Here is a 22,888-nt window from a genome sequence, read left to right on the forward strand (position 1 = left end):
ATTTTAACCTATGAAAGTGACATTGCGAAAGAAGCCAATAACAGAGGGGAGACACAGTTTATATCTGGATTATTATCCTCCTTTTCTTCATCCGCATACCGGCAAACTTACCCGGCGGGAATTTCTTCGTATTTACTTGTTCGATAAACCTAAAACTGAATTGGAGAGATTCCACAACAAGGAAACACTGGCTCTTGCAGAAAATATACGTGCAACACGTCAACTGGAGATTCAAAATAAACATTTCGGTTTTATTCCGAATAGCAGCAGGAATGAAAGTTTTGTAGCCTTTTTTGGAAAAATCGTGGCGAAGAAAAGAGGGACTAATACCGATAACTGGAAAATGGCACTAAGATATTTTGAGAATTTTGCCGGCCCGGATTTTAGGTTTATTGACCTTTCGGAATCCTTTTGTAACGACTACAGAGACTATTTGCTCTCTGCTCCGGCGCTTGGAAAGAGGGGCAGGAGGATATCTAACAACACGGCCATTAGTTACTTCGGAAAGTTTCGCTTCGTTCTAAAAGCCGCATATAAGTCTAAATTGATTCCGGTAAACCTGTATGAATTGGTTGAAACTGTAAAAGAGAAGGAAACGCATCGCGAATTCCTGACAATTTCCGAATTTCAAAAACTGGCTGAAGCGTATTGTTCAAATGATTTGGTTAAAAGGGCGGCAATATTTTCGGGTTTAACAGGCCTTCGTTTTTCTGATATATCTACCTTGGTTTGGTCTGAGGTTCGAGGCGTTGCTGACAATTATTATCTGCAGTTCAGGCAGGTAAAAACATCTGGAGCCAAACGCTTCCTATTTCTGATCAGGCTCATTCTTTGCTTGGCGAAAGACGACCGGCAGAGCAGAAAGTCTTTAAAGGTTTAACCTATTCACAGGTAAAGCCTGCACTCGTTAAATGGCTTGCAGATGCAGGGATTACTAAAAATATTACTTTCCATAGCTTTCGGCATACCTACGCTACTTTACAATTATCATCGGGCACTGACATCTACACGGTGTCAAAAATGCTGGGGCATCGTAACGTGAAAACCACACAGATCTATACTAAAGTAATTGATGATAAAAAGAAAGAAGCAGCAAATAGAATAAAGTTGAATTTAAAGGTTTGAAAAAATTTAATTCATTTAAATGTTTCTGCCGTAAAATTAGCCTGATCAAAAACAAGGTCAATCATTATCTAGGTATTTTTAATAAATAAATTTCTGCTATTCTTCTCATTATCCGAAACTCCTTAGGTGTTCACACCTTGGCGGAAGAAAACATATGAGAATAGATAAATATAGGCCTGATCACCTTTTGCAGCGAAGGCATCCGCAGTAAATCGGGCCGGTTCTGCCCACCTTGTCCGTGTTGACCATTGCGAGTATTTCGGCGATGAGTCTTTGGGAAAGGAATTCGGAACTTTTAGCTAATTCCTGGAAATACAGGATAATGCGGCAGCTCTACCCGAATGAAGCTCTACGGGTTGATCGTCTATATAATGAGGATGTTCAGGGGATCAGAGATTCCGTTATGCGTATGGAGCAACATCAGCAGCAGGTGCATGATGCAGAAATCATAGCTATGAGGGAAGAAGAGCAGGCCAAAGAAGCAAGGAAGAAGGCAGACCGATTAAAAGAAAAGAAAGAGAGGTCATCTCATTAATACGCCACAAAGTTAGTCCCTGTCCTTCACATGGGTGTGCTTCGCCAAGGTAGTATTAAAAAAAGGGGTATCCCAAGGGGAGCCCTCCGCATTTTTTTAATCTCCACCTTGCCCTTAGTGAAGGACAGCGACTTGAAAGCGCCATAATTAATTCATTTAATCACTATTAAATCTTAAGTTATGGAAAAGCTTCAAAGTACGATTTCATTGTTCCGAGTATCAGAAATCAATATTACCTATCAACCGAAATTAAAGGCGAGCGAAAGATTAAAGGTTTGCGGATCCGGTGACGTCTATAACATTCTGATAAATAACTGGGACATCGACATCCTGGAACTGCAGGAACAATTCAAGATATTGCTTCTGAATAGGGCGAATAAAGTGCTTGGCATTTATGAAGTATCAAAAGGAGGGATGGCCGGAACAATAGCAGGTCCAAAGCTTATCTTCAGCACTGCATTAAAAGCCTGTGCCGCTTCAATTATTCTATCACACAATCATCCGTCAGGAAACTTGAAACCAAGTCAGGCAGATATAACGCTGACACAAAAAATTAAACATGGAGGAGATCTACTCGATATAGCAGTCCTTGATCATGTCATCATTTCTTCAGAAGGTTATTATTCTTTTGCAGACGAAGGAATGATTTAAGGGGGGAGACCCCTTTTTTGTTATCGAGCCTCCCGGGAATAAATTTGCAAAAAGTAGCTTATTTCAGATATAATAAGACTTTTTAAGATAAAGAAGCTTTAATGTCCATACCTGCTTGCTGTCCAATCGGGCTTGTTTCACTTACTTCAATTACGAGATCGGAATTCTACGGGGGAACACCCTACTTGTTGCCTGAATAAGCGGGCAAAGTGCTGAGGATATTTGAAGCCCAATTCGTACGCAATCTGACTGATGCTTTTGTTCGCATCAAACATTTTCTCTTTGGCAGCATTAATTAATCTGAAATGTATATACTCTTGAGGAGTCTTGCCTGTTTCTTTTTTAACAAGATCACCGAAATAATTCGCCGACAAATATAGTTCGTCAGCGCAATAAGCAACGGACGGTAATCCGACCGTCTGCGGTTTTTCGGACTGAAAGTAATCGTTCAACAGGGCTTCAAACCTATCCAAAATACTACTGTGTACAGTGTCTCGCGTTACAAATTGCCGATCATAGAAGCGGACACAATAATCAAGAAACAATTCGATATTGGATACAATCAATTTTTTGCTGTGTTTGTCGATCGCGTGTTCCAATTCGTATTCGATTTTCGAAAAACAATCTAAGATGATCTTCCTTTCGCGTTCCGATAAATGAAGTGCCTCGTTTGAGTGGTACCCGAAGAAAGTATAATCTCGTATGCGACGACCGAGAGAACTGCCATGAATTAAATCGGGATGAAAGACAAGCGCATATCCTTTCGGCTGATAGATATCCCCGTTGCTGTTTATACCGGCTACCTGACCGGGAGCAAGGAAAACCAAAGTCCCTTCTTGGTAGTCATAGGTATTTCGTCCGTACACCAGATCTCCGCATTTCACGTCTTTGAGGAATATGGTATAAAAACCGAAATACATGCGGGAGCCTTGTCTTGGGTCTGCCTTCGATAAATCCACAACACTCACCAACGGGTGTTTCGTCTCATTTTTATTAAACGCGTTGTACTCGCTGATTGTATTGAAGCGTCTCATGTCCATATCCCTAAATATTTAAACCAAAGTTACTACTTTATCCATGCTGTAAATGTTCTCTTTCCCTGATCTGTAATATTGGTTTGAAAATCCGTAATCTGTATCCGGTTTAGGCAAACAAAAGGTAGGACCTTTGAATGGAAAACTAATGACTATGAAAAAGAGAAAATTGGGTAATAGTGGTTTAGAGGTCTCAGCTCTCGGCCTAGGCTGCATGGGACTGAGCTTCGGCTATGGACCGGCAACGGATAAAAAAGATGCAGTTCAACTAATCCGAGAAGCCTTTGAATCGGGAGTCACCTTCTTCGACACTGCCCAAGCCTACGGCCCATTTGAGAATGAAGAACTGCTGGGAGAAGCACTGCAGGAAGTTCGAAGCGAGGCGGTGATTGCAACCAAATTTGGTTTCAAGGGAGGCAAAACTGAACTGGGGATGGACAGCACACCGGAAAATATAAGAGCAGTTACCGACGCGGCTCTTAAGCGTTTGAAAACAGATGTTATTGGCTTGCTTTATCAGCATCGGGTCGACCCCAATGTTCCGATCGAAGATGTTGCAGGCACAGTGAAGCAACTGATTCAAGAAGGCAAGGTCAAATATTTTGGTCTTTCGGAAGCAGGTATTGACACGATCAGAAGGGCACACGCTGTTCAACCGGTAGCCGCATTGCAAAGCGAGTACTCACTTTGGTGGCAAGAGCCGGAAAAAGAAATACTGCCGACACTGGAAGAATTGGGAATTGGCTTCGTGCCTTTCAGCCCACTTGGCAAAGGTTTTTTGACAGGTAAAATAGACGAAAATACCAATTTCGACGCGACAGATTTCCGAAACATTGTTCCGCGCTTTTCTGAGGAGAACAGGAAAGCCAACCGAGCTTTGGTTAATTTGCTCGCAAAGATTGCGGACGAAAAAAATGCAACGTCTGCTCAAATCTCGTTAGCGTGGCTTCTGGCTCAAAAACCTTGGATAGTTCCTATTCCGGGTACAACAAAGTTGCACCGTCTGAAGGAAAACATTGCTGCTGCTGAAATTGAATTAACAGATAGTGACCTAAAAGAGATCAATAAGGCGGTTGCACAAGTCGAAGTGCAGGGTGCACGCTACCCGGAACATCTGCAAAAGCGAGTGGGACGCTAGCGTTGAAATTAGATATCAGAAATTATCTGTGTTTGTTTTTTCGACAGAAGTACGGGCTCGGTGCGGTTATTCAGTAAAAATGGTTCACAAATCCGTAATCTATATCCTACCCCGGCGAACAAAAGGTTAGACCTTTGTATTTCTAATAACCAGGAAAAGAAATATTTTAAATAAACTTGAATCAATTAACCCTAAAAAAAGTGATGAAACAACTATTGTATTTTGCCTGCTTATTCATGGTAGTTATGTCTACCCAAGCGATGGCCCAAGAGTCCGAAATTTTCCCAAAAGGTGAAGTTGCTACCGTAAATAACCACACAGGAACAGTTTGGCTGAATGAACTGAGTGAACCTGATAGTATCTTTAACTACAGCATTGCTGTTGCCACCTTTGCACCCGGTGCAAAATTGGATTGGCATATTCATCCTGCCGGACAAATCCTGTTAATCACAGAGGGTACCGGTTATTACCGGGAAAAAGGAAAGCCTAAACAGACAGTTCGTAAAGGGGACGTGATCAAATGTCTTCCGGGAGTGGAGCATTGGCATGGTGCAACTCCACAAAGCAGCTTTGCTTATATCGGTACTACCCCCGCTCAGAAGGGAAAAACAATCTGGGGAAAAAGGGTTACTGATGAGGAATACAAAAGCGCAAAAAATTAGATCAGATATAAACTGAAAACTTAAGATTATGAAAAAAGCTATTATCGGAATGTTCTTGTTTATCTCCACTGTGGAGCTGTCATTTGCTCAGGCCAAGTTACCGGGTTCAACAACGGACAGCCCTACCAAGGCAGAACAGGAGATACTTGATCTTTCCAAAACCAAGTGGGAATGGATGGCAGATAAGAACGTAGAGTCTTTGCACGGATTGTTTCATGAAGAGAGTGTATTTGTTCATATGGGCGGAAGTTGGGGAAAGGCCCAAGAACTTAACGTCATAAAAAGCGGCGGTATTTGGTACAAGAAAGCAGCGGTTTACTCGGCTGCCGTAAATTTTATCGGTAACACCGCCATTCTTTTAAACGACATCGACTTAGTGGCTATAGTCGGCGGAAACGAACTTGTTAACCCGTTCATGGTTACTGAAGTATATGTTAAAGAGAACGGGAAATGGAAAATGGGCTCACTAATATTTTCAAGATTGGTTAGACCGCTAAAGATAAATAACAGTAATAACAATCAGCAGCACTAACAGACACTTTAGACATGAATCGACGTAATCTTTTAAAAACAGGTTTAACATTAGCCGGAGGTTCTTTGCTGGCTTCAAATGCTAGCGCTGAGTTGCTGGCACAAGAACAGACCGATCAAAATAATTTAAAAAAAGTGGCTCCGGGACGACGGAAGCTTGGGAAACTGGAAGTATCAAGCATTGGCCTTGGCGTGCAGAATATGCATCGCAAGCACAATACGATCGTGCCGTACCGTCCCGAAATGATCGAAATCATACGTGCCGCTTACGACCATGGCATAACATTTTTTGACTGCGCGGAGGCTTACGGGCCGCACGAAAACGAGAGAATCCTAGGTGAGGCGATCCTGTCGTTTCGGGATAAAGTGGTCATCACCTCCAAGTTCGGGTGGAACATCGACCTACAAACCGGGAAGCGGTTTCCCGGGCTTAACAGTAAGCCCGATCACATTAAACTTGCGGTGGAGGGGAGCCTGAAGCGCCTTCGCACCGACCGCATTGATTTGCTCTACCAGCATCGCGTTGACCCCGAAGTGCCGATCGAGGACGTGGCAGGAGCGATCAAGGATCTAATGGATCAGGGCAAAGTCTTGCACTGGGGACTTTCCGAACCGGGGCTTCAAACAATCCGGCGTGCTCATGTCACATTACCGTTGACTGCCATTCAAAACGAATACTCCATGATTTGGCGAGGACCGGAAAAGGATGTAATTCCTATTTGTGAGGAGTTAGGAGTTGGATTTGTACCTTGGTGGCCACTTGGTTGCCAACTGTTAACCGGATGGATTGATGAAAATACAACATTTGCGCCCGGCGACATCCGTGCAGGTACGTCTCGATACTCTCCGGAAAACCTCGTTCACAATATGAAGCTGGTCGATTTGATAAAGACCTGGGCCGTACGAAAGCAAGTTGCACCTGCTCAAATCGCCATTGCCTGGCTAATGGCGCAGAAGCCTTGGATTGTTCCGATACCGGGGACAACTAATATGGCTCACATGCAGCAGAATAGTAACGCATATAACGTGAAATTTACAACCTCTGAACTCACCGCGCTGAATTCAGCCGTTAGGGCCATTGAGATCAAGGGGCTGCGTTTACCGGAGGCAGTCCTAGCCTTCTCGGGAGTTGAAGCACCAAAGAAGAAATAAACTAAACATGGTTATTATGAAAAAATCCTTGTTATTAGCAATCATAGTACTAGCCTTTTCTCCCTTATTTGCTCAGCATGCTTTGGAAAAGTTGTGGGAATCCGACTCGATCACATTGAAAGGCCCTGAATCGGTGCTCTACGATTCAAAATCAAACTCGCTTTACGTATCAAGCATGAATTCCGGTTCTGTCGTACGGATGGGGCCGGATGGAAAAGTGATTAAAAGTGACTGGGTAACCGGTCTCAACTCGAACAAAGGATCGGCTTTGTTTAACGGTAAATTCTATACCGCCGAAACTTCCTCCATCGCTGTGGTGGATGTTGCTACCGGTAAAATTTTAAAACGCATTCCGGTCGAGGGAGCCGTAATGTTGAACGATCTTGCCGCGGATTCAAAGGGAGTTATTTATGTAAGCGACACACGGACAGGTAAGGTATATAGGATAGAGGGAGACAAACCCGCTCTTTTCTTAGAAAATATCCCGGGGGCCAACGGTTTATTGACGGTAAGCAACGATTTGTACGTAGCAGGATCAACAACTTTCCAAAAAGTGAGTGCCAACAAAGAAATCACGAAAATCGCCGACGGCTTTGAGAGCGGACTTGACGGTATTGTGAGGGTAGCAGAAAATGAATTTGTGCTCAGCAACTACAAGGGCATTTTATATTATGTAAGTAAAGACGGAACAAACCGGGTTTTATTGGATAGCCGCGCTAATGGCATAATGGCCAACGATATTAGTTATAACGACGAAACAAAAACACTTTATGTTCCCTCATTTGGAACCAACCGTATTATCGCATATAAACTAAAATGGGCATCTAACCGGTAAAATTTTAGCTTTCTGTCGCACTCCTGTTAAATTCAGTTCTATAAAAAAAGACGAGTTTGATGTTTCTTCAATTACCGGAGTCTGTCGAGCCTTGAAAAATGGCATTCAGGTCTCGATTCGGTAATACCGGTTTTGAATTCCGGTCATCCATCTACCTAAAATCCTATCATACTCCGGACGTTTGCAAATAGACAAGTTTAAATGAAATGAAAAAGATGACAGCGATTTGGGTTATGATGACAGCGATTAGCATATTTTCCGGCTGCTCCCAAGCTCAGAAACCACCGGCGGAAAAAGGAGTCTTGCCGGCTGATAAAAACATAGTGATTGTGTACTTGTCCCGAACACAAAACACGAAAGCCATAGCAGATATGATCCATCAAGAAGCGGGAGGAACATTAGTAGCATTGGAATTGGCAGCGCCATATCCGGACGACTATAAAGCAACGGTTGACCAAGTGGCGAGGGAAAATGAGAAGGGGTATTTGCCGGCGCTCAAAACTAAGATTGTCGGCATCGAACAATATGAGCTGATTTTTGTGGGCTTCCCGACTTGGGGAATGCAGTTGCCACCGCCAATGAAAAGTTTTTTGAAGCAATATGATTTGACCGGGAAAACCATCATCCCATTTAATACCAACGCGGGGTATGGTGTTGGAACCGGTTTTCAAACAGTGAAAGAGTTGTGTCCGAACAGCACTGTCTTGGAAGGCTTTTCAATCAAAGGCGGTGTGGAAAGAGACGGAATTTATTTTGTAATGAAAGGCGAAAAAGAAAAGCAGGCCCGGATTCAAGTCAAGAAATGGTTGCAAAAAGTCGGGCTGCTAAATACCCGCTGATCGAAAAACATAAGACATCCGGAGAGGAACTTATTTTATAAAGAAATAGCGATATCATTCATAATGATAGCCGTTAGTATGTTCTCTAATATGAGCCTCTTTTACTCGAAATTCAGCAAATCTACGATTTATGCTTCCAAGGCCCCAAAACGCGCTTTTTTACTATGTTTCAACTACAGAAGGAGCAGCCTTACTTTTTGTCCGGCCCTAAAATGGTAAAATTGCTCTATAAGTGTCTGTATATCAGTTTATTATGGTAAAATAGAAAATCGTATACTTATTTTGTACCTATTTTTTTGCTATACTATTGATAATTAAGTAATTAGTATCTTTTGTATCGGAAAGTAACAGAAGAGATAAGAATTTAATAAAATATTCGAAAGTACTTAATTTTTATATTTCTGCTCCCTCTCATAATCTCGTGTTTGTTTGAAAAGGAATAATCGGGAAATTATACTCTTCAAACCAAAAAAAATATCATATAATAGCACGATAAATAGGATAAATGAAACAACAATTAATGAAAAAAATAATTCATTGCTCAATAATTTGTTTACTAGTGGTTGTGAGCGGATGTGCGCCGCAACGCATGAAAAAACGTTATTCATCAACAAACTTCACGCAGTATGTAGATCCCTATATTGGAACGGGAGGACATGGTCATGTTTTTCTGGGGGCAAATGTGCCTTTTGGGGCTGTTCAGCTTGGTCCGACCAACAGGTCTGAGGGTTGGGATTGGTGCTCCGGATATCATTATTCAGATTCCACGATTATCGGTTTTTCTCACACTCACTTAAGTGGAACCGGAATTGGAGACCTGGGAGATATTTCTTTTATGCCGCTGAGCGGAGACGTAAAAATGATGAAAGGCATACCCGGAAAGCCGGAAAGCGGGTATTACTCGCTCTTTTCACACAAAGAAGAAAAGGCTCGTCCGGGCTATTATGCGGTACATTTGAAAAGGTACAACGTTGATGTCGAACTAACGGCATCAGAAAGGGTTGGTTTTCATCGTTATGCTTTCAAAGGATCATCAGAACGTAAAATCCTTATCGATCTCCAGGAGGGAATAGGTTGGGATATGCCTGTTGAAACTTTTATCCATAAGGTAAATGATACCACTATTTCGGGCTACCGGTTTTCTAAAGGTTGGGCGACAGATCAGCGTATTTTTTTTACAGCAGTATTTTCTGAACCTATCAATACAATTTCACTGTTTGACAGCACGGAACAAAAGCAGGGAATAATGCTAAAAGGAAAGAAAGTAAAAGCACTGGCTGTTTTCCCGACAAAAAAAGATCAGAAAATTATGGTAAAGGTTGGTATATCTCCTGTAAGCAAAGAAAATGCAGCTATGAATATCAGGGCGGAAATACCAGAATGGAACTTTGATCAAAAAGTTGCAGATGCAGAAGCTGCATGGAACCGGGAACTGCAAAAGGTTACTATAGAAACAGACGACCTTTCATCTAAGCGTATCTTCTATACTGCCTTATATCACACCATGATTGCACCTTCAATTTTTAATGATCATAATGGCGACTACCGGGGCACCGACAAGAATGTTTATCAAAAGGCTCCATTTACGAATCTTACTACCTTTTCTCTCTGGGATACTTACCGGGCAGCCAATCCTTTATTCACCATTCTTCATCCCGATAAAGAAGATGACATGGTCAATACGATGCTCGCCATCTACAAGCAGCAGGGGAAGTTGCCGGTATGGCATTTGATGGGCAATGAAACTAATACAATGGTAGGGTATAGCGCAGTGCCTGTTATTGCCGATGCTTACCTGAAGGGTTTTCACGGTTTTGATGCTAATCTGGCTTTTGAAGCAATGAAAACTACTGCATTGTTGGATGAACGTGGAGTTAAATATGTGAAAAAACTAGGCTTCATACCAGCTGATAGTACTGTTGAATCTGTGTCAATGGGACTGGAGTATGCCATAGATGATTGGTGTATTGCGCAGGTGGCAAGGGAAATGGGCAAGATGGATGATTACCAATATTTTAGTAAAAGAGGAGAAAATTATAAGAATTATTTTGATTCTGAAACTCGATTTATGCGGGGCAGAATTTCGGCCAATGAGTGGCGTACTCCATTTAATCCTTTCCAATCGGTTCATATGAAAAGTGATTTTACCGAAGGAAATGCATGGCAATATACCTGGCTGGTGCCGCAGGATGTGGAGGGATTAATCGAACTTCTGGGCGGTGAAACTGCATTTACCAAAAAACTTGATTCTCTTTTTATTGTCCAGGGTGATTTAGGAAAAGAAGCATCGCCCGATATCAGCGGTCTTATAGGACAATATGCGCATGGGAATGAGCCTGGGCACCACATTACTTACTTGTATGCTTATACAGGTGAGCCCTGGAAAACTGCGGATAAAGTGAGGTATATCATGGATTCTCTTTATACAGATAAATACGACGGTCTCAGCGGAAATGAAGACGTGGGCCAGATGTCTGCCTGGTATGTTTTCTCGGCTCTCGGATTTTATCCTGTAAATCCGGCAAACGGCATGTATGTTTTTGGCAGCCCTTTAATAAACAGTGCTGTTATTAAAACAGGTGATGGAAAGTCCTTTAGTATTCGGGTTAAGAACAATACTCCAGAAAATAAGTACATCCAGGGAATCACGCTGAACGGTAAATCTTATTCAAAATCCTATATACTTCACAAGGATATCGTTAATGGTGGAAACCTTGTTATTGAAATGGGTAGTAAACCTTCGGGAAACTGGGGTGTTAGTCATGAAGACAGGCCACGTTCAGTTGTAAAGGCTGAAAGATAAAGTGGGATTGCCAGACATATATAATATAATTTTCAAGGATGTTTTCTCATGGGAAGCTATAAATGCCTGCAGTAACCTATCGGGCGTAATATGATAGAACAAATTTTTTACCTGTACGATAAAGTAAAAACGTTTTTGATGAAAAAATCTTTAATTTTCTTGTTAATCCTGTTTGTTTACCGATCAAATGCAAACAGCATCTCCCCATCTTCTAACTCTGAAAATTTTATACTGCCCTTAGTTGAGAATGTAACTGACTCTGGTAAAAACACATTAAAAAACCAACTAGTTTATAAAGATCCTTCTGCCCCTGTAGAAAAAAGGATCAGCGATCTTTTGCAGCGGATGACTCTCGAAGAAAAAGTCGGACAGTTGTCTGTCTTATTGGGCTGGGAAATGTATTCCAAACAAGGCAATAAGGTAGCCGTTAGTGATAAGTTTAAACAAACTTTAAAAGAAGAGCATCCGGGTATGTTATGGGCGACGTTAAGAGCTGATCCATGGACAAAAAAAACGCTCCAAACAGGTTTAACGCCCGAATTGGCTGCTCGGGCGACAAATGCTATCCAGAAATATGCGTTAGAAAATACCCGACTTGGTATCCCGTTACTTCTTGCCGAGGAATGCCCCCATGGCCATATGGCTATTGGAACAACCGTTTTTCCTACTTCCATAGGGCAAAGCAGTACCTGGAATCCTGACTTAATCCGGAAAATGGCTGCAGCTATAGCAGAAGAAACAAGGCTTCAGGGCGCCCACATTGGATATGGACCCGTGCTTGACCTTGCACGGGAGCCTCGCTGGTCGAGGGTGGAAGAAACGTATGGTGAAGATCCTGTTCTTTCCAGTCGTATGGGCGAGGCAATGGTACGTGGCTTTCAGGGCAGTGATTTGAAAAGCGGTGTTAATGTTGTCTCTACACTAAAGCATTTTACTGCATACGGAGTTTCAGAAGGTGGCCAGAATGGGGGAAGCGTAAATACGGGTATTCGCGAACTGTACCAGTATTATCTGCCTCCGTTTCGGGCAGCAGTAAAAGCCGGAGCCCTATCGGTAATGACAGCCTATAGCTCAGTCGACGGAATTCCCTGTACTTCAAACTCTTTTTTACTTACTGATGTGCTGCGAAAGCAATGGAAATTTAAGGGGTTTACAGTCTCCGATCTTGGCAGTATTTCTGGCCTGGTAGGCAGCCATCATATAGCAGCTACCGCAACGGATGCTGCCTCACTGGCTTTGAATGCAGGCCTGGATGCTGATTTGAGTGGATATGGATATGGAAAAGCACTGGAAAGTGCAGTAAAAAGGGGCTTGGTTAGCGTTGCTGCCCTTGACACGGCTGTTGGCAGAGTGTTGCGACTCAAATTTGCGATGGGACTATTTGAGCATCCTTTTGTCGATCCGAAAATGGCTGCAAAAGAGGTAAAAAGCAATGATCACGTGAAACTAGCGAGGCAGGTAGCTCAGGAATCACTGATATTACTGAAGAACGAAAATGATCTTCTCCCGTTAAAGAAGACTATAAAAAAAATAGCTGTTATTGGTCCTAATGCTGATAAAATATACAACCAGTTGGGAGATTACACCGCCCCGCAACCTGAAAGTTCAGTAGTTACGGTACTTGAAGGCATTCAAGCCAAGCTGCCTGCCGGTTCGGAAATTAAGTATGTAAAGGGATGTGCCATCAGAGATACCACCAATGATAATATAGAACAGGCTGTTAGTGCTGCACGTGATGCAGAACTGGCAGTTGTAGTGCTAGGGGGCTCGAGTGCGAGAGATTTCCGGACAGAGTATCAGAGTACAGGCGCAGCAAAAGTAAACGGAGAGACTGATCAGGTGAGTGATATGGAAAGTGGTGAAGGTTTTGATCGATCTACACTTAGTTTGATGGGAAAGCAACTCCAGCTGTTGCAGGAAGTTGTGAAGACAGGAACTCCGGTGGTTCTTGTTTTAATTGAAGGACGTCCGCTTAATCTTAACTGGGCTGCTGTTCATGTACCCGCTATTATCGATGCCTGGTACCCCGGCCAGGAAGGGGGGAATGCCATTGCCGATGTGTTGTTCGGTGATTTTAATCCTGCAGGAAGATTACCGGTTTCAATTCCAAAGTCAGTGGGACAGCTTCCTGTATACTACAACTACAAACCTCCTGTTAAGCATGATTATGTGGAAATGGATGCTAAACCTCTCTACTGTTTTGGTTATGGGCTTAGTTATTCAAAATTCGATTATAGCGACTTAAAAGTTGTCTTACAGCAGAATCCGGAAAAGTTGCCGGTGAAGGTAAGCTTTACCCTTAAGAATACAAGTATTAGGGAAGGAGATGAGGTAGTTCAACTGTACCTGAAAGATAATGTAAGTTCTGTAGTTACACCTGTCAAGCAGCTCAAGAAATTTCAAAGGGTCCACCTGAAATCGGGTGAACAAAAAGTAATCGCATTCGATTTGAATGCAGAAGACCTGATGCTTATGGATCAGGAAATGCAGTGGGTAGTTGAACCGGGAGAGTTTACTGTGATGATCGGTGCCTCTTCTGAAGATATCAGGTTAAAAACAATATTTCAAATGGATCAAAAGATCCTGATAAAGGATGAAAGATAAGGTAGAAAGGACACGCAACACCATGTCAACACAGACTTGAAGCAGGAGAATAATTTTCTATTCTCTTCCTTTTTTAATAAGATAGCACGGTTGTTGGGATGATTTAAAGTGAAGATTTAAATTGATTAACCTTGTATTTATAATTCAGTAATTAAAAAACGTATAACTATGGAAGCAGTAAGATCAACAGCAGAGGGGGCAACTACCATTAACGCCAAAGATGCCAAGGCGTTTGGTACTGAAGCAGCAGAGGCTCCTTTGAATCAGTTAAACATTAAGCGAAGAAATCCTACACCACACGACATTGAAATTGAAATATTGTATTGCGGTGTGTGTCACTCCGACCTTCACACAGCAAGAAATGAATGGCACAGTACTATCTACCCATGTGTTCCCGGCCATGAAATTGTAGGGAAAATAGTAAGTGTTGGTAGTCATGTTACCAAATTTAAGGTAGGTGATTATGCAGCAGTAGGTTGTATGGTGGACAGCTGCCGCGAATGTGAGTACTGTAAAGAAGGGCTGGAACAATACTGCGAAGAGGGCAATACCGGGACATATAATTCACCGGATAAACACTTGGGTACACAAACTTATGGCGGATATTCAGAAAGCATTGTAGTAGATGAAGCCTTTGTTTTACGGGTACCTGAAAATCTGGACCTGGCGGCTACTGCACCCTTGCTATGTGCTGGCATAACTACATATTCGCCGTTAAAGCATTGGAATGTAGGTCCTGGTAAGAAAGTAGGTATTGTGGGCATCGGCGGTTTAGGGCATATGGCAGTTAAACTTGCAAAGGCTATGGGAGCTGAAGTTATCGTATTCACAACTTCGCCTTCGAAGGTTGAAGACGCAAAGCGTCTGGGAGCAGACGATGTAGTGCTATCAAAAGATGAAGAACAGATGAAGCGATACGCTGGCAAACTTCATTTTGTATTGGATGCCGTTTCTGCGCAGCATGACATTAACGCTTATCTAAACCTGCTTCGCGTAGATGGTTCACTGGCACTGGTAGGGGCGCCGGAACATCCCCTTCCGGTAGCAGCCTTCAGCCTTATTCCATATCGCAGAAGCTTTGCCGGCTCAATGATTGGAGGCATTGCCGAAACGCAGGAAATGCTCGACTTCTGCGGCAAGCACAATATTGTTTCCGACATTGAAATGATAAACATTCAACAGATTAACGAAGCCTATGAAAGATTATTGAAAGGGGATGTAAAATATCGGTTTGTAATTGATATGGCTTCAATAAAACAATAAACTATTCTTGGAATAGAACTTGTAAAATCGAAATAACAAGAATAGGCAAGCTAACCTTCCGGCATAGGTCCGGGAGATCAGTTTAGCGTAACCATAAGTATGGACGTATTGTCCCATTTGTAAATCAAGAAAGACGGCAGGTACGAATAACAATTATATGAGTGGTAAAATGGGCTTTTTCTTCGGTGGAGGTTGCTAGGAAGGAGACGGAGGTGGCAGCCGTACTAAGCGGATGCTTCGGAATCTATCCTTTACCAGGAGGTAAGTGGGCCGTTAAAAATAATTTTAGTTGACAGCTTTAACAAAAAACAATATTGGAACAATGAGGTTTTATTAAAAAGGAAGAAAAATAATGAAAATTGCCATTACAGGAGCTACAGGACAACTTGGCCGACTTGTAGTAAACAAACTTAAAGAGAAATTATTAGCTGAGAATAGTGTTGCCCTGGTTCGTTCGCCCGAGAAAGCTGCAGATCTGGGGGTTGAGGTTCGTAAAGCTGATTATGACCATCCTGAAACTCTTGAACCTGCATTGAACGGTATTGATACCTTATTTCTGATTTCAGCAAGCGAAGTAGGTAAACGCATAGTTCAGCATAAAAATATTATTGAAGCCGCAAAGAGGGCTGGTACAAAGTGGATTATTTATACAAGTCTACTTCATGCAGACAAGTCAAGTCTGAGCCTGGCGGAAGAGCATCTTGCAACTGAAACAGCACTGAAAGAAGCGGGTATTTCTTTCACTCTTTTAAGAAATGGCTGGTATACCGAAAATTATACCGGATCTATTGCGGGGGCTTTGGCTGGAGGCGCTTTTGTTGGAAGCGCAGGTGACGGCAAAATTGCTTCCGCCGCACGTGTTGACTATGCCGAAGCGGCAGTTGCTGTATTAATACGTGAAGGCCAGCAAGGTAAAATATATGAACTGGCCGGAGATACAGCCTACACCTTAAGTGATTTAGCTGCTGAAATTTCCCGACAAACAGGAAAAGATATCCCTTACAAGAACTTATCTGAAACTGAATATGCTGCCACTCTTACCGGATTTGGCTTACCTCAAGGTTTGGCGCAAGCCATTGCCAGCTGGGATGTTTCTGCATCTAAAGGAGATTTGTTTGATGATAGTCACCAGCTATCATCCTTGATTGGCAGGCCAACAACACCTCTTGCAACTGTCGTGGCCAATGCTTTAAAGTAAGGCTGATTTAGTCACTAAAACGCCACACGGAGGGACAATCCAAATCTAGCAGTTTCTGTATCTGTCTCTGGAGATAAATAGAAGCTGGGTCGCCAGTCAAAACTAAAGTTTAACGGCGTTCCGGGAACGTTATACTCTAAGGCTGTTACCGGGACTAAGCCTGTTGCTGTATTTTCCTTGCCGAATAAGAATTGAGGGCCGATTCCAACATACCAGTTGAGACCGGGTGTGCCTTTTAGGTAGAAATTACGCTCTAATTGTCCACCTAAACCTACTACGTTTTTTTCAAAAAACAGCAATGCTGCATCAATAGCAAGATTTCTGTTAAACTTGTGCTTAATGTTGGGGCCGGTTCCGGTACGCCCGGATCCCAAATCAATACGTAAACCGGCAGTAGTAGCATATTTTAAAGTTTCTTGCTTTCTGGTTTTCGTGCTCTTTCTTGATCCAGATGTAGATTTACTCACTTTTGCCGGAGTATATGGTTTAGCTGCAGTCACTGCTTTCTTTGTGGTCTCTTTTTTAGGGGTTCTAACTACTGTTTTTACCGGTTGAGGCTTATCAATTGTTGACGTTTCATTGTCAGGATCTTTCGGAGGTGAAATAGTGCCGACTTGTTTGCCGGATTTTGCCTCGTCAGTTCGAGCATTCATCTGGGCCATGGACCGGATTTTGGTAGTTATATCACCAGATGAATCAGGAGTATATCTTACATTAAGTTTTAAAACGGAAGGAGATGTTGAAGCAGCAGCTGGGGTATTAGCTATTAAAATAACGGTTTTTCCCTGGGGTTTAACCGCAAACCAGCGATTGTTATGTTCATAATAAAAAGAGTTTCTGCTTGTATTGTTAATATGTATGTATCTGCCGGTGCACGAAACATTTCCCGTTTTGTCGCTAACATAGGCAATAACACCTGCCTGAATATAAAGTTCGGGATTTACATAACAACTAATCGAAACAGTACTTTCTTTCTGTTGGGCGAGGGCGGTAACGTATACAAATGGAAGTAGTAACAGAAGGTATCTCACAATATAAAAACATCTTTCCGAATTGTATAGCAAATATTGTTGCTAATTGTTTTCCTGCGTGGATATCATTCACATCCTAGACATGAAAATATGTTAGCTGCATGTAAACATTGTAATACCGGATTTTTATTTAAAGAAAATAATCAGGGTAGCAATAGAAGCAATGTGTTTAAGACATACCCTTAAATGTTTTAATGCCACGGTGATCTGGTTTTCCACTGTTCTTTTCGAGATTCCGAGTCTCAGTGCAATTTCTTCATTCGATAGATGCTCTATACGGCTTAATTCAAAAATTTCCCTGCAGCGTTTTGGTAACTGGTTAAGATAGTGATGTAATTCCTGCTGAAGCTCCTTGTACATTATTCGTTCATTCCCTTTATTTTCTGTTGACGCACTGGCAACATCAGCGTAATCACTGGTAGAAACGATAGAAAGCTTTGCAGATCGCATCCGGTTATAGATCTGGTAACGTACCGAAGTTAAAAGAAAGTTCGGAAAAGATTCTATTTCCAGTAGGTGCCTGCGATTCCAGATACTTAAAAAAACATCGTGAACGATCTCTTCACTTGATTCAGCATCTTTTAAATATTGATATGCTGTTTTATATAGCCTCACCCAGTACCGCTCAAAAAGGGTATTAAAAGCCTGTTCGTCATCCCGACGAATAGCTTTCCATAGGTCAGCGTCGCTACAAAAAGATGTTGGCATTTATACTTGGTTGATAAAAATAGGAAATCAGATTCTTCAATCAATAAAATAAACAGCATAAAATTTAAAATAATTGAAAAAAGTATGTGTGTAACGTGAATTAAATTACACTATAATATCATAAACCTAAATAATGACCATAGAAGAGTTCCTCACTTTGTATGAAAAGTATGTTGCAGGAAAATGTTCCCCCGCGGAGGAAAAATTAATAAATTCTTACCGCGATGAAATGGAACTGTCCGATGAAGAGTGGCTGAACGAACTTGGAGACAGACAGGAAATACACGACAGCATATGGTCCCGCCTTTCTGAAAGCAGAAGAGTGGAGATTCCTGTAAAAAGAAGGACGAATTTGTGGTGGAAAGCTGCAGCTGTTATCCTTATTACCTTATCTTCCAGCCTCTGGATAGCTAAATTTTATTCACATAAACAGCAGAAAGAAAGTCTTGCAAAAGATACTCCCGCTAAAATCCAGGCCGGGGGCAATAAGGCTTACCTTACCCTTGCAGACGGAAGCCGAATTGAACTGAACACTGTTGAAAACGGTAATCTGAAAGTGAAAGATGAAATAACCATCCGGAAAACTAAAAATGGCTTACTCGTCTATCAGTACAATAAAAACGAAAGTAGCGTTCATGCTGCAGTCACAGAATATAATACTATTACAACTCCCCGAGGCGGACAATATCAGGTTATTCTGGAAGATGGCTCGAAAGTGTGGCTTAATGCGGCTTCTTCTATCCGTTTTCCGGTGGTGTTTACCGGCAGAGAAAGGGAAGTAGAAATTACGGGGGAAGCCTATTTCGAGGTAGCTAAAAATAAAGAACATCCCTTTATTGTTAACGCAAACGGAACACAGGTTCAGGTATTGGGTACTCATTTTAATGTGTCTGCTTATGCCGATGACGATGCAGTTACAACAACTTTACTCGAAGGGGCTGTTCGAATGGTAAAGGGGAAAAAGTTTGCCATGCTTAAGCCCGGAGAACAGGGGGTTTCTGTACATAATAGCAACGAAATTACTTTGAGTGCTGCCGATATTGAGGAAACAATGGCATGGAAAAACGGATTTTTTACTTTCCATAATGAAAATATTGTAAACATTATGAAAAAAGTAAGCCGCTGGTATGATGTGGATGTAGAATATCGGGGAGATGTAAAAGACAGGGAGTTTGGTGGTACAGTTTCGAAATATAAAGAAATTACTGAATTGCTGCAGAATATGCAGTTAACGGGAGCAATACACTATAAAATGGAAGGAAGGAGGCTGATTATCATGAAATAGTTTATACGTTTCCTGATAAAAAGAACCAGGAGTGTTGCCGCACCCCTGGACTTAAGCTGTATCAGCTGGGTCAGGATCTGTTGATGTATTTATCACACAATCAATTATTAAACCTAACACTCAAATGTATAAAAATTCTACTGCAATAAGATGCAGGGATCGCTCCTGCAGTAAACTTAAATTATTTCTTATTATGAAACTGGTGTTTTTTTTGTGTCTGACGGCAATGTTGCAGGTAAAAGCTGCTACAACTTATGCACAACGAATCAGTCTGAATAAAAGCAATGCTTCCCTGTCAGAAACATTGGAAGAAATTCACCAGCAAACAGGTTATAGCATTCTGTACGATGCAAAAATGCTCCGGAAAGCGCGGGTAGTAAACCTGCACCTGTCCGCTGTTCCATTAGACGAGGCTTTAAAACAATGCTTCAAAGGGCAGCCCTTCAGTTATGTTATCAACCGTAAAACAATTGTAATAACTCCCATAGCTAATACTGCAAAGGAAGCACAGGCTGTACAGGTTACCGGTTCCGTTACAGACGAAAAGGGCGAACCCTTACCCGGAGTAAGTATCAGATTACAAGGTACCAGCACTGCCACAGTAACGGATGGCGAAGGAAAATATTCTCTGAATATCCCCGACGGTAATGGCTCACTTGTATTTAGTTATATAGGATTTATTACACAAAATATAGATGTAAATAACCGGACGCAAATCAATGTGGTATTAAAGGAACAGGTATCTGCTTTGAATGAAGTGGTTGTTGTTGGATATGGAACCCAGAAAAGAACCAGCGTAGTTGGAGCTGTTGATCAGGTAAGCTCAGCTGCTATTGAAGGTAAACCCGCGGTTAATGCAACCCAGGCACTGCAGGGCGTATCTCCCAACCTTATTATTCAGCAAAGAAATCCTGAGCCGGGCGGAGCAACAAACATAAATATCAGGGGTATCAGTACAATGAATGATAACAGTCCGCTTGTTGTTATTGATGGTATTGTCGGAGGAGATATTAATTTATTAAATCCAACTGATATCGAATCTGTATCCGTACTGAAAGATGCGGGAAGTGCGGCTATTTATGGATCAAGGGCTGCCAATGGTGTTATTTTAATTACTACAAAAAAAGGCAGGAAAAATACTCCTGTTACCGTGACTTACAACGGTTTAGTTGGTATTCAGTCGCCTAAAATTTTATACAAACCTGTTCATGGATACGAAAATGCAATTTTAAGAGATGAAGCCAATGTCAATTCCGGATTGCCCCCGATATACAGTGCCGCTGATATCCGTAAGTTTCATCAGCAGGGAGATAATGAATGGTTTTTAAATACAATTCTGCAAAACTCGCTGCAGCAAAATCATAATATCAGTGTTTCGGGCGGAAGTGCTAATTCTACGTATCTTATTTCTGCGGGACTGGTTGATCAGCAGAGCAATTTTGTTGGCCCTGGCTATGGTCTAAAGCGTTATAACTATCGTCTTAACCTCACTAACGAATATGGAAAACTGAAACTTACCAGTATTTTATCCTATGCAAGAAGTGAGATTAAAGATCACTCCTTTTCAACTTCCACCTTATTAGTGGATGCAGGCAGGGTGCCTACAATCTATAAGATCCGCGATGATGAAGGCCGTTATCTTACCAATGATGTGCTCACAGAGTTTAATCCTCTGGGAATACTTGAACAGGGTGGATATCGCAAGTATGATAACGACAATGTTTTTGGAAACCTGAATGCCGAGTTTTCTGTAACCGATTTTTTCAAGTTAAAAGGTGTTTTCGGCGGTAACCTGGTTTCCAATCACCAGTTTGGAAGGGTGATGCAGGTAAATTACTTCCCTAAAGGAACCTACGGGGCCGATAGAAATACAAACGACGAGAACAGTAAAAATTTATTCCTGAATACGCAACTTCTTGCAGAATTCTCGAAAACCTTCAATAAGGTGCATAATGCTGATGTGCTAGTTGGAGTTTCTAACGAATCGTACACAAGCCAGAGTAACGGACTTTTTAAAAGATATACAGATGCTGAATTAGGTACTCCGGTTTCAGAAACTATTATAAACCCTGATTCATACAATACCAATCAGCGTACCGTTGAAACCAGCCTGAATTCTCTTTTCGGAAGAGCTTCTTATTCTTTTAAAGATAAATATTACGGAGAGTTTAATTTTCGTTTAGATGGATCTTCAAAATTTAGTGAAGATAATCGCTGGGGATTTTTTCCTTCCTTTTCTGCAGGATATCGTCTTAGTGAAGAAAACTTCATGAGCAACTACCGGCAAAGAATTGGCGATCTTAAACTTCGTGGCTCTTATGGTATTTTGGGAAATCAAAATGTGGGGAACTACCAGTATCAAACAACCTATTTTACCTACCAGAATGCATATGGATTTGGTAATAATGCAGTAGGGGGCACCGGCTTCTCATTTGCCAATCCCGATCTTCGCTGGGAGAAGGCGGCAACTTTTAATATAGGCCTTGATGCAGGTTTTTTCAAAAATGCACTTACATTTTCATTTGACTATTTTAATAAACTTACCAGCGACATTCTTATTCCTCCTGCTGTTCCCGGTGTTTTTGGAACTTCCCTGCCAAGTTATAATGCCGGTAAACTTCGAAATCAGGGATGGGAAGTAAATCTGGGATATAAAAACAACGGAAAGAATTTCAGGCATAACCTGTCATTAAATATAGGCGACAATAAAAATAAGGTGCTGTATTTTGAGGGAGGTGAACGGCTGACACGTTCTGATGAGATGCAGATTTTGCTGAGAGAAGGCTTGCCGTTTAATTCATATGTTGGGCTGAAAACCAATGGTTATTTTCAAAACCTTGACGACGTTACTAACGGCCCCAAGCCTTCCGGCCTGAATGTTTCTCCCGGCGATATCCGCTATGTGGATGTTAATAACGACGGTGTAATTGACGACAACGATAAATTTGTTCTCGGAAATCCTTTTCCGCGATTAACCTATGGCTTTACCTATAATTTAGGCTTTAAAAACTTCGATTTAAACGTGTTTCTGCAAGGCGTTGGCAAGAGAAGTATGTTTTTACGGGGCGAAATGGTTGAACCGTTCCATTTTAACTATTCACAGGTTATATATCAGCATCAGCTGGATTACTGGACTCCTCAAAACCCCGATGCACGATACCCACGGCTCGCAGCAAGCGGAAGCCAATCTATTGAAAATAATTACAGAAGAGGATCAGATTTTTATATTTACGATGCTTCTTACCTGCGGTTAAAAAATCTCCAGATAGGCTATACGCTTCCTGCCAAGATATCCAAGAAAATGGGCATGCAAAAACTAAGGGCTTATTTGTCTGGTCAGAACCTGCTTACTTTTTCTGCCATAGATTTTATCGATCCCGAAACTACAGAATTCGACAGCAACCTTGGAAGTTCAGGTGCTAACAGCGGAAGGACGTATCCTACGCCTGTTTATTATGGTTTTGGTCTTGATGTAACTTTTTAAAAGAATACCG

19 protein-coding genes are annotated in these 22,888 nt (G+C 41.8%); 16 read left to right on the plus strand and 3 right to left on the minus strand.

Features of this window, described 5'->3' with window-relative positions; all coding sequences use genetic code 11:
• Positions 1-10 precede the first annotated feature (10 nt).
• The 4 genes from ACLCDL_RS09135 to ACLCDL_RS09150 all read left to right on the plus strand — a co-directional run bounded on the left by ACLCDL_RS09135 (position 11) and on the right by ACLCDL_RS09150 (position 2,311).
• Positions 11-880 (plus strand): site-specific integrase, encoded by an 870-nt coding sequence (locus ACLCDL_RS09135; RefSeq protein ID WP_423147981.1) that lies wholly within the window; start codon positions 11-13, stop codon positions 878-880.
• On the plus strand, positions 832-1,125 hold the full coding sequence (locus tag ACLCDL_RS09140; protein WP_423147982.1) for a tyrosine-type recombinase/integrase: 294 nt from the start codon (positions 832-834) through the stop codon (positions 1,123-1,125). Before ACLCDL_RS09135 ends, ACLCDL_RS09140 begins: the two co-directional genes overlap by 49 nt.
• Positions 1,126-1,390: 265 nt before the next feature.
• On the plus strand, positions 1,391-1,660 hold the full coding sequence (locus tag ACLCDL_RS09145; RefSeq protein WP_423147983.1) for a hypothetical protein: 270 nt from the start codon (positions 1,391-1,393) through the stop codon (positions 1,658-1,660).
• A 180-nt stretch (positions 1,661-1,840) separates the two neighbouring features.
• Complete coding sequence (locus ACLCDL_RS09150) at positions 1,841-2,311, plus strand: JAB domain-containing protein (protein WP_423147984.1); 471 nt, start codon at positions 1,841-1,843, stop codon at positions 2,309-2,311.
• A gap of 146 nt (positions 2,312-2,457) precedes the next feature.
• On the opposite strand, the gene ACLCDL_RS09155 is transcribed toward ACLCDL_RS09150, so the two are convergent.
• Complete coding sequence (locus ACLCDL_RS09155) at positions 2,458-3,351, minus strand: helix-turn-helix domain-containing protein (RefSeq protein WP_423147985.1); 894 nt, start codon at positions 3,349-3,351, stop codon at positions 2,458-2,460.
• Positions 3,352-3,499: 148 nt separating this feature from the next.
• Between ACLCDL_RS09155 and ACLCDL_RS09160 the strand changes: the two genes are divergently transcribed.
• From ACLCDL_RS09160 to ACLCDL_RS09205, 10 genes are all read left to right on the plus strand, one after another.
• Positions 3,500-4,483 (plus strand): aldo/keto reductase, encoded by a 984-nt coding sequence (locus ACLCDL_RS09160; protein WP_423147986.1) that lies wholly within the window; start codon positions 3,500-3,502, stop codon positions 4,481-4,483.
• A 203-nt stretch (positions 4,484-4,686) separates the two neighbouring features.
• On the plus strand, positions 4,687-5,145 hold the full coding sequence (locus tag ACLCDL_RS09165; RefSeq protein WP_423147987.1) for a cupin domain-containing protein: 459 nt from the start codon (positions 4,687-4,689) through the stop codon (positions 5,143-5,145).
• Between the two features lie 28 nt (positions 5,146-5,173).
• Positions 5,174-5,677 carry a nuclear transport factor 2 family protein gene (locus ACLCDL_RS09170; protein WP_423147988.1) on the plus strand — a complete coding sequence of 168 codons (504 nt, stop codon included), beginning with the start codon at positions 5,174-5,176 and terminating at the stop codon, positions 5,675-5,677.
• Between the two features lie 14 nt (positions 5,678-5,691).
• Complete coding sequence (locus tag ACLCDL_RS09175; RefSeq protein ID WP_423147989.1) at positions 5,692-6,828, plus strand: aldo/keto reductase; 1,137 nt, start codon at positions 5,692-5,694, stop codon at positions 6,826-6,828.
• Positions 6,829-6,844: 16 nt separating this feature from the next.
• Positions 6,845-7,663 (plus strand): SMP-30/gluconolactonase/LRE family protein, encoded by an 819-nt coding sequence (locus tag ACLCDL_RS09180; protein WP_423147990.1) that lies wholly within the window; start codon positions 6,845-6,847, stop codon positions 7,661-7,663.
• Positions 7,664-7,869: 206 nt separating this feature from the next.
• A complete protein-coding gene (locus ACLCDL_RS09185; RefSeq protein ID WP_423147991.1) occupies positions 7,870-8,502 on the plus strand; it encodes a flavodoxin family protein in 633 nt (210 codons plus the stop codon).
• A gap of 520 nt (positions 8,503-9,022) precedes the next feature.
• On the plus strand, positions 9,023-11,305 hold the full coding sequence (locus tag ACLCDL_RS09190) for a GH92 family glycosyl hydrolase (RefSeq protein ID WP_423147992.1): 2,283 nt from the start codon (positions 9,023-9,025) through the stop codon (positions 11,303-11,305).
• A 138-nt stretch (positions 11,306-11,443) separates the two neighbouring features.
• Positions 11,444-13,909: a glycoside hydrolase family 3 N-terminal domain-containing protein gene (locus ACLCDL_RS09195; protein ID WP_423147993.1), complete on the plus strand. Its 2,466-nt coding sequence runs from the start codon at positions 11,444-11,446 to the stop codon at positions 13,907-13,909.
• A gap of 168 nt (positions 13,910-14,077) precedes the next feature.
• Positions 14,078-15,172 carry an NAD(P)-dependent alcohol dehydrogenase gene (locus ACLCDL_RS09200; RefSeq protein WP_423147994.1) on the plus strand — a complete coding sequence of 365 codons (1,095 nt, stop codon included), beginning with the start codon at positions 14,078-14,080 and terminating at the stop codon, positions 15,170-15,172.
• A 352-nt stretch (positions 15,173-15,524) separates the two neighbouring features.
• Positions 15,525-16,370, plus strand: a complete 846-nt coding sequence (locus ACLCDL_RS09205) for an SDR family oxidoreductase (protein ID WP_423147995.1) — start codon at positions 15,525-15,527, stop codon at positions 16,368-16,370.
• A 14-nt stretch (positions 16,371-16,384) separates the two neighbouring features.
• On the opposite strand, the gene ACLCDL_RS09210 is transcribed toward ACLCDL_RS09205, so the two are convergent.
• Together ACLCDL_RS09210 and ACLCDL_RS09215 are read right to left on the minus strand one after the other, a co-directional pair.
• A complete protein-coding gene (locus tag ACLCDL_RS09210; protein WP_423147996.1) occupies positions 16,385-17,401 on the minus strand; it encodes a hypothetical protein in 1,017 nt (338 codons plus the stop codon).
• A gap of 126 nt (positions 17,402-17,527) precedes the next feature.
• On the minus strand, positions 17,528-18,109 hold the full coding sequence (locus tag ACLCDL_RS09215; RefSeq protein ID WP_423147997.1) for an RNA polymerase sigma-70 factor: 582 nt from the start codon (positions 18,107-18,109) through the stop codon (positions 17,528-17,530).
• A 133-nt stretch (positions 18,110-18,242) separates the two neighbouring features.
• On the opposite strand from ACLCDL_RS09215, the gene ACLCDL_RS09220 reads away from it, so the two are divergent.
• Both ACLCDL_RS09220 and ACLCDL_RS09225 read left to right on the plus strand, forming a co-directional pair.
• Positions 18,243-19,394: a FecR family protein gene (locus tag ACLCDL_RS09220; protein WP_423147998.1), complete on the plus strand. Its 1,152-nt coding sequence runs from the start codon at positions 18,243-18,245 to the stop codon at positions 19,392-19,394.
• A gap of 193 nt (positions 19,395-19,587) precedes the next feature.
• Entirely contained in the window at positions 19,588-22,878 is a 3,291-nt protein-coding gene (locus ACLCDL_RS09225) for a TonB-dependent receptor (protein ID WP_423147999.1), read from the plus strand.
• Positions 22,879-22,888: the final 10 nt, after the last annotated feature.

The organism is Rubrilithobacter danxiaensis (genome assembly GCF_047272945.1).
Lineage (GTDB): Bacteria > Bacteroidota > Bacteroidia > Sphingobacteriales > Sphingobacteriaceae > Rubrolithibacter > Rubrolithibacter danxiaensis.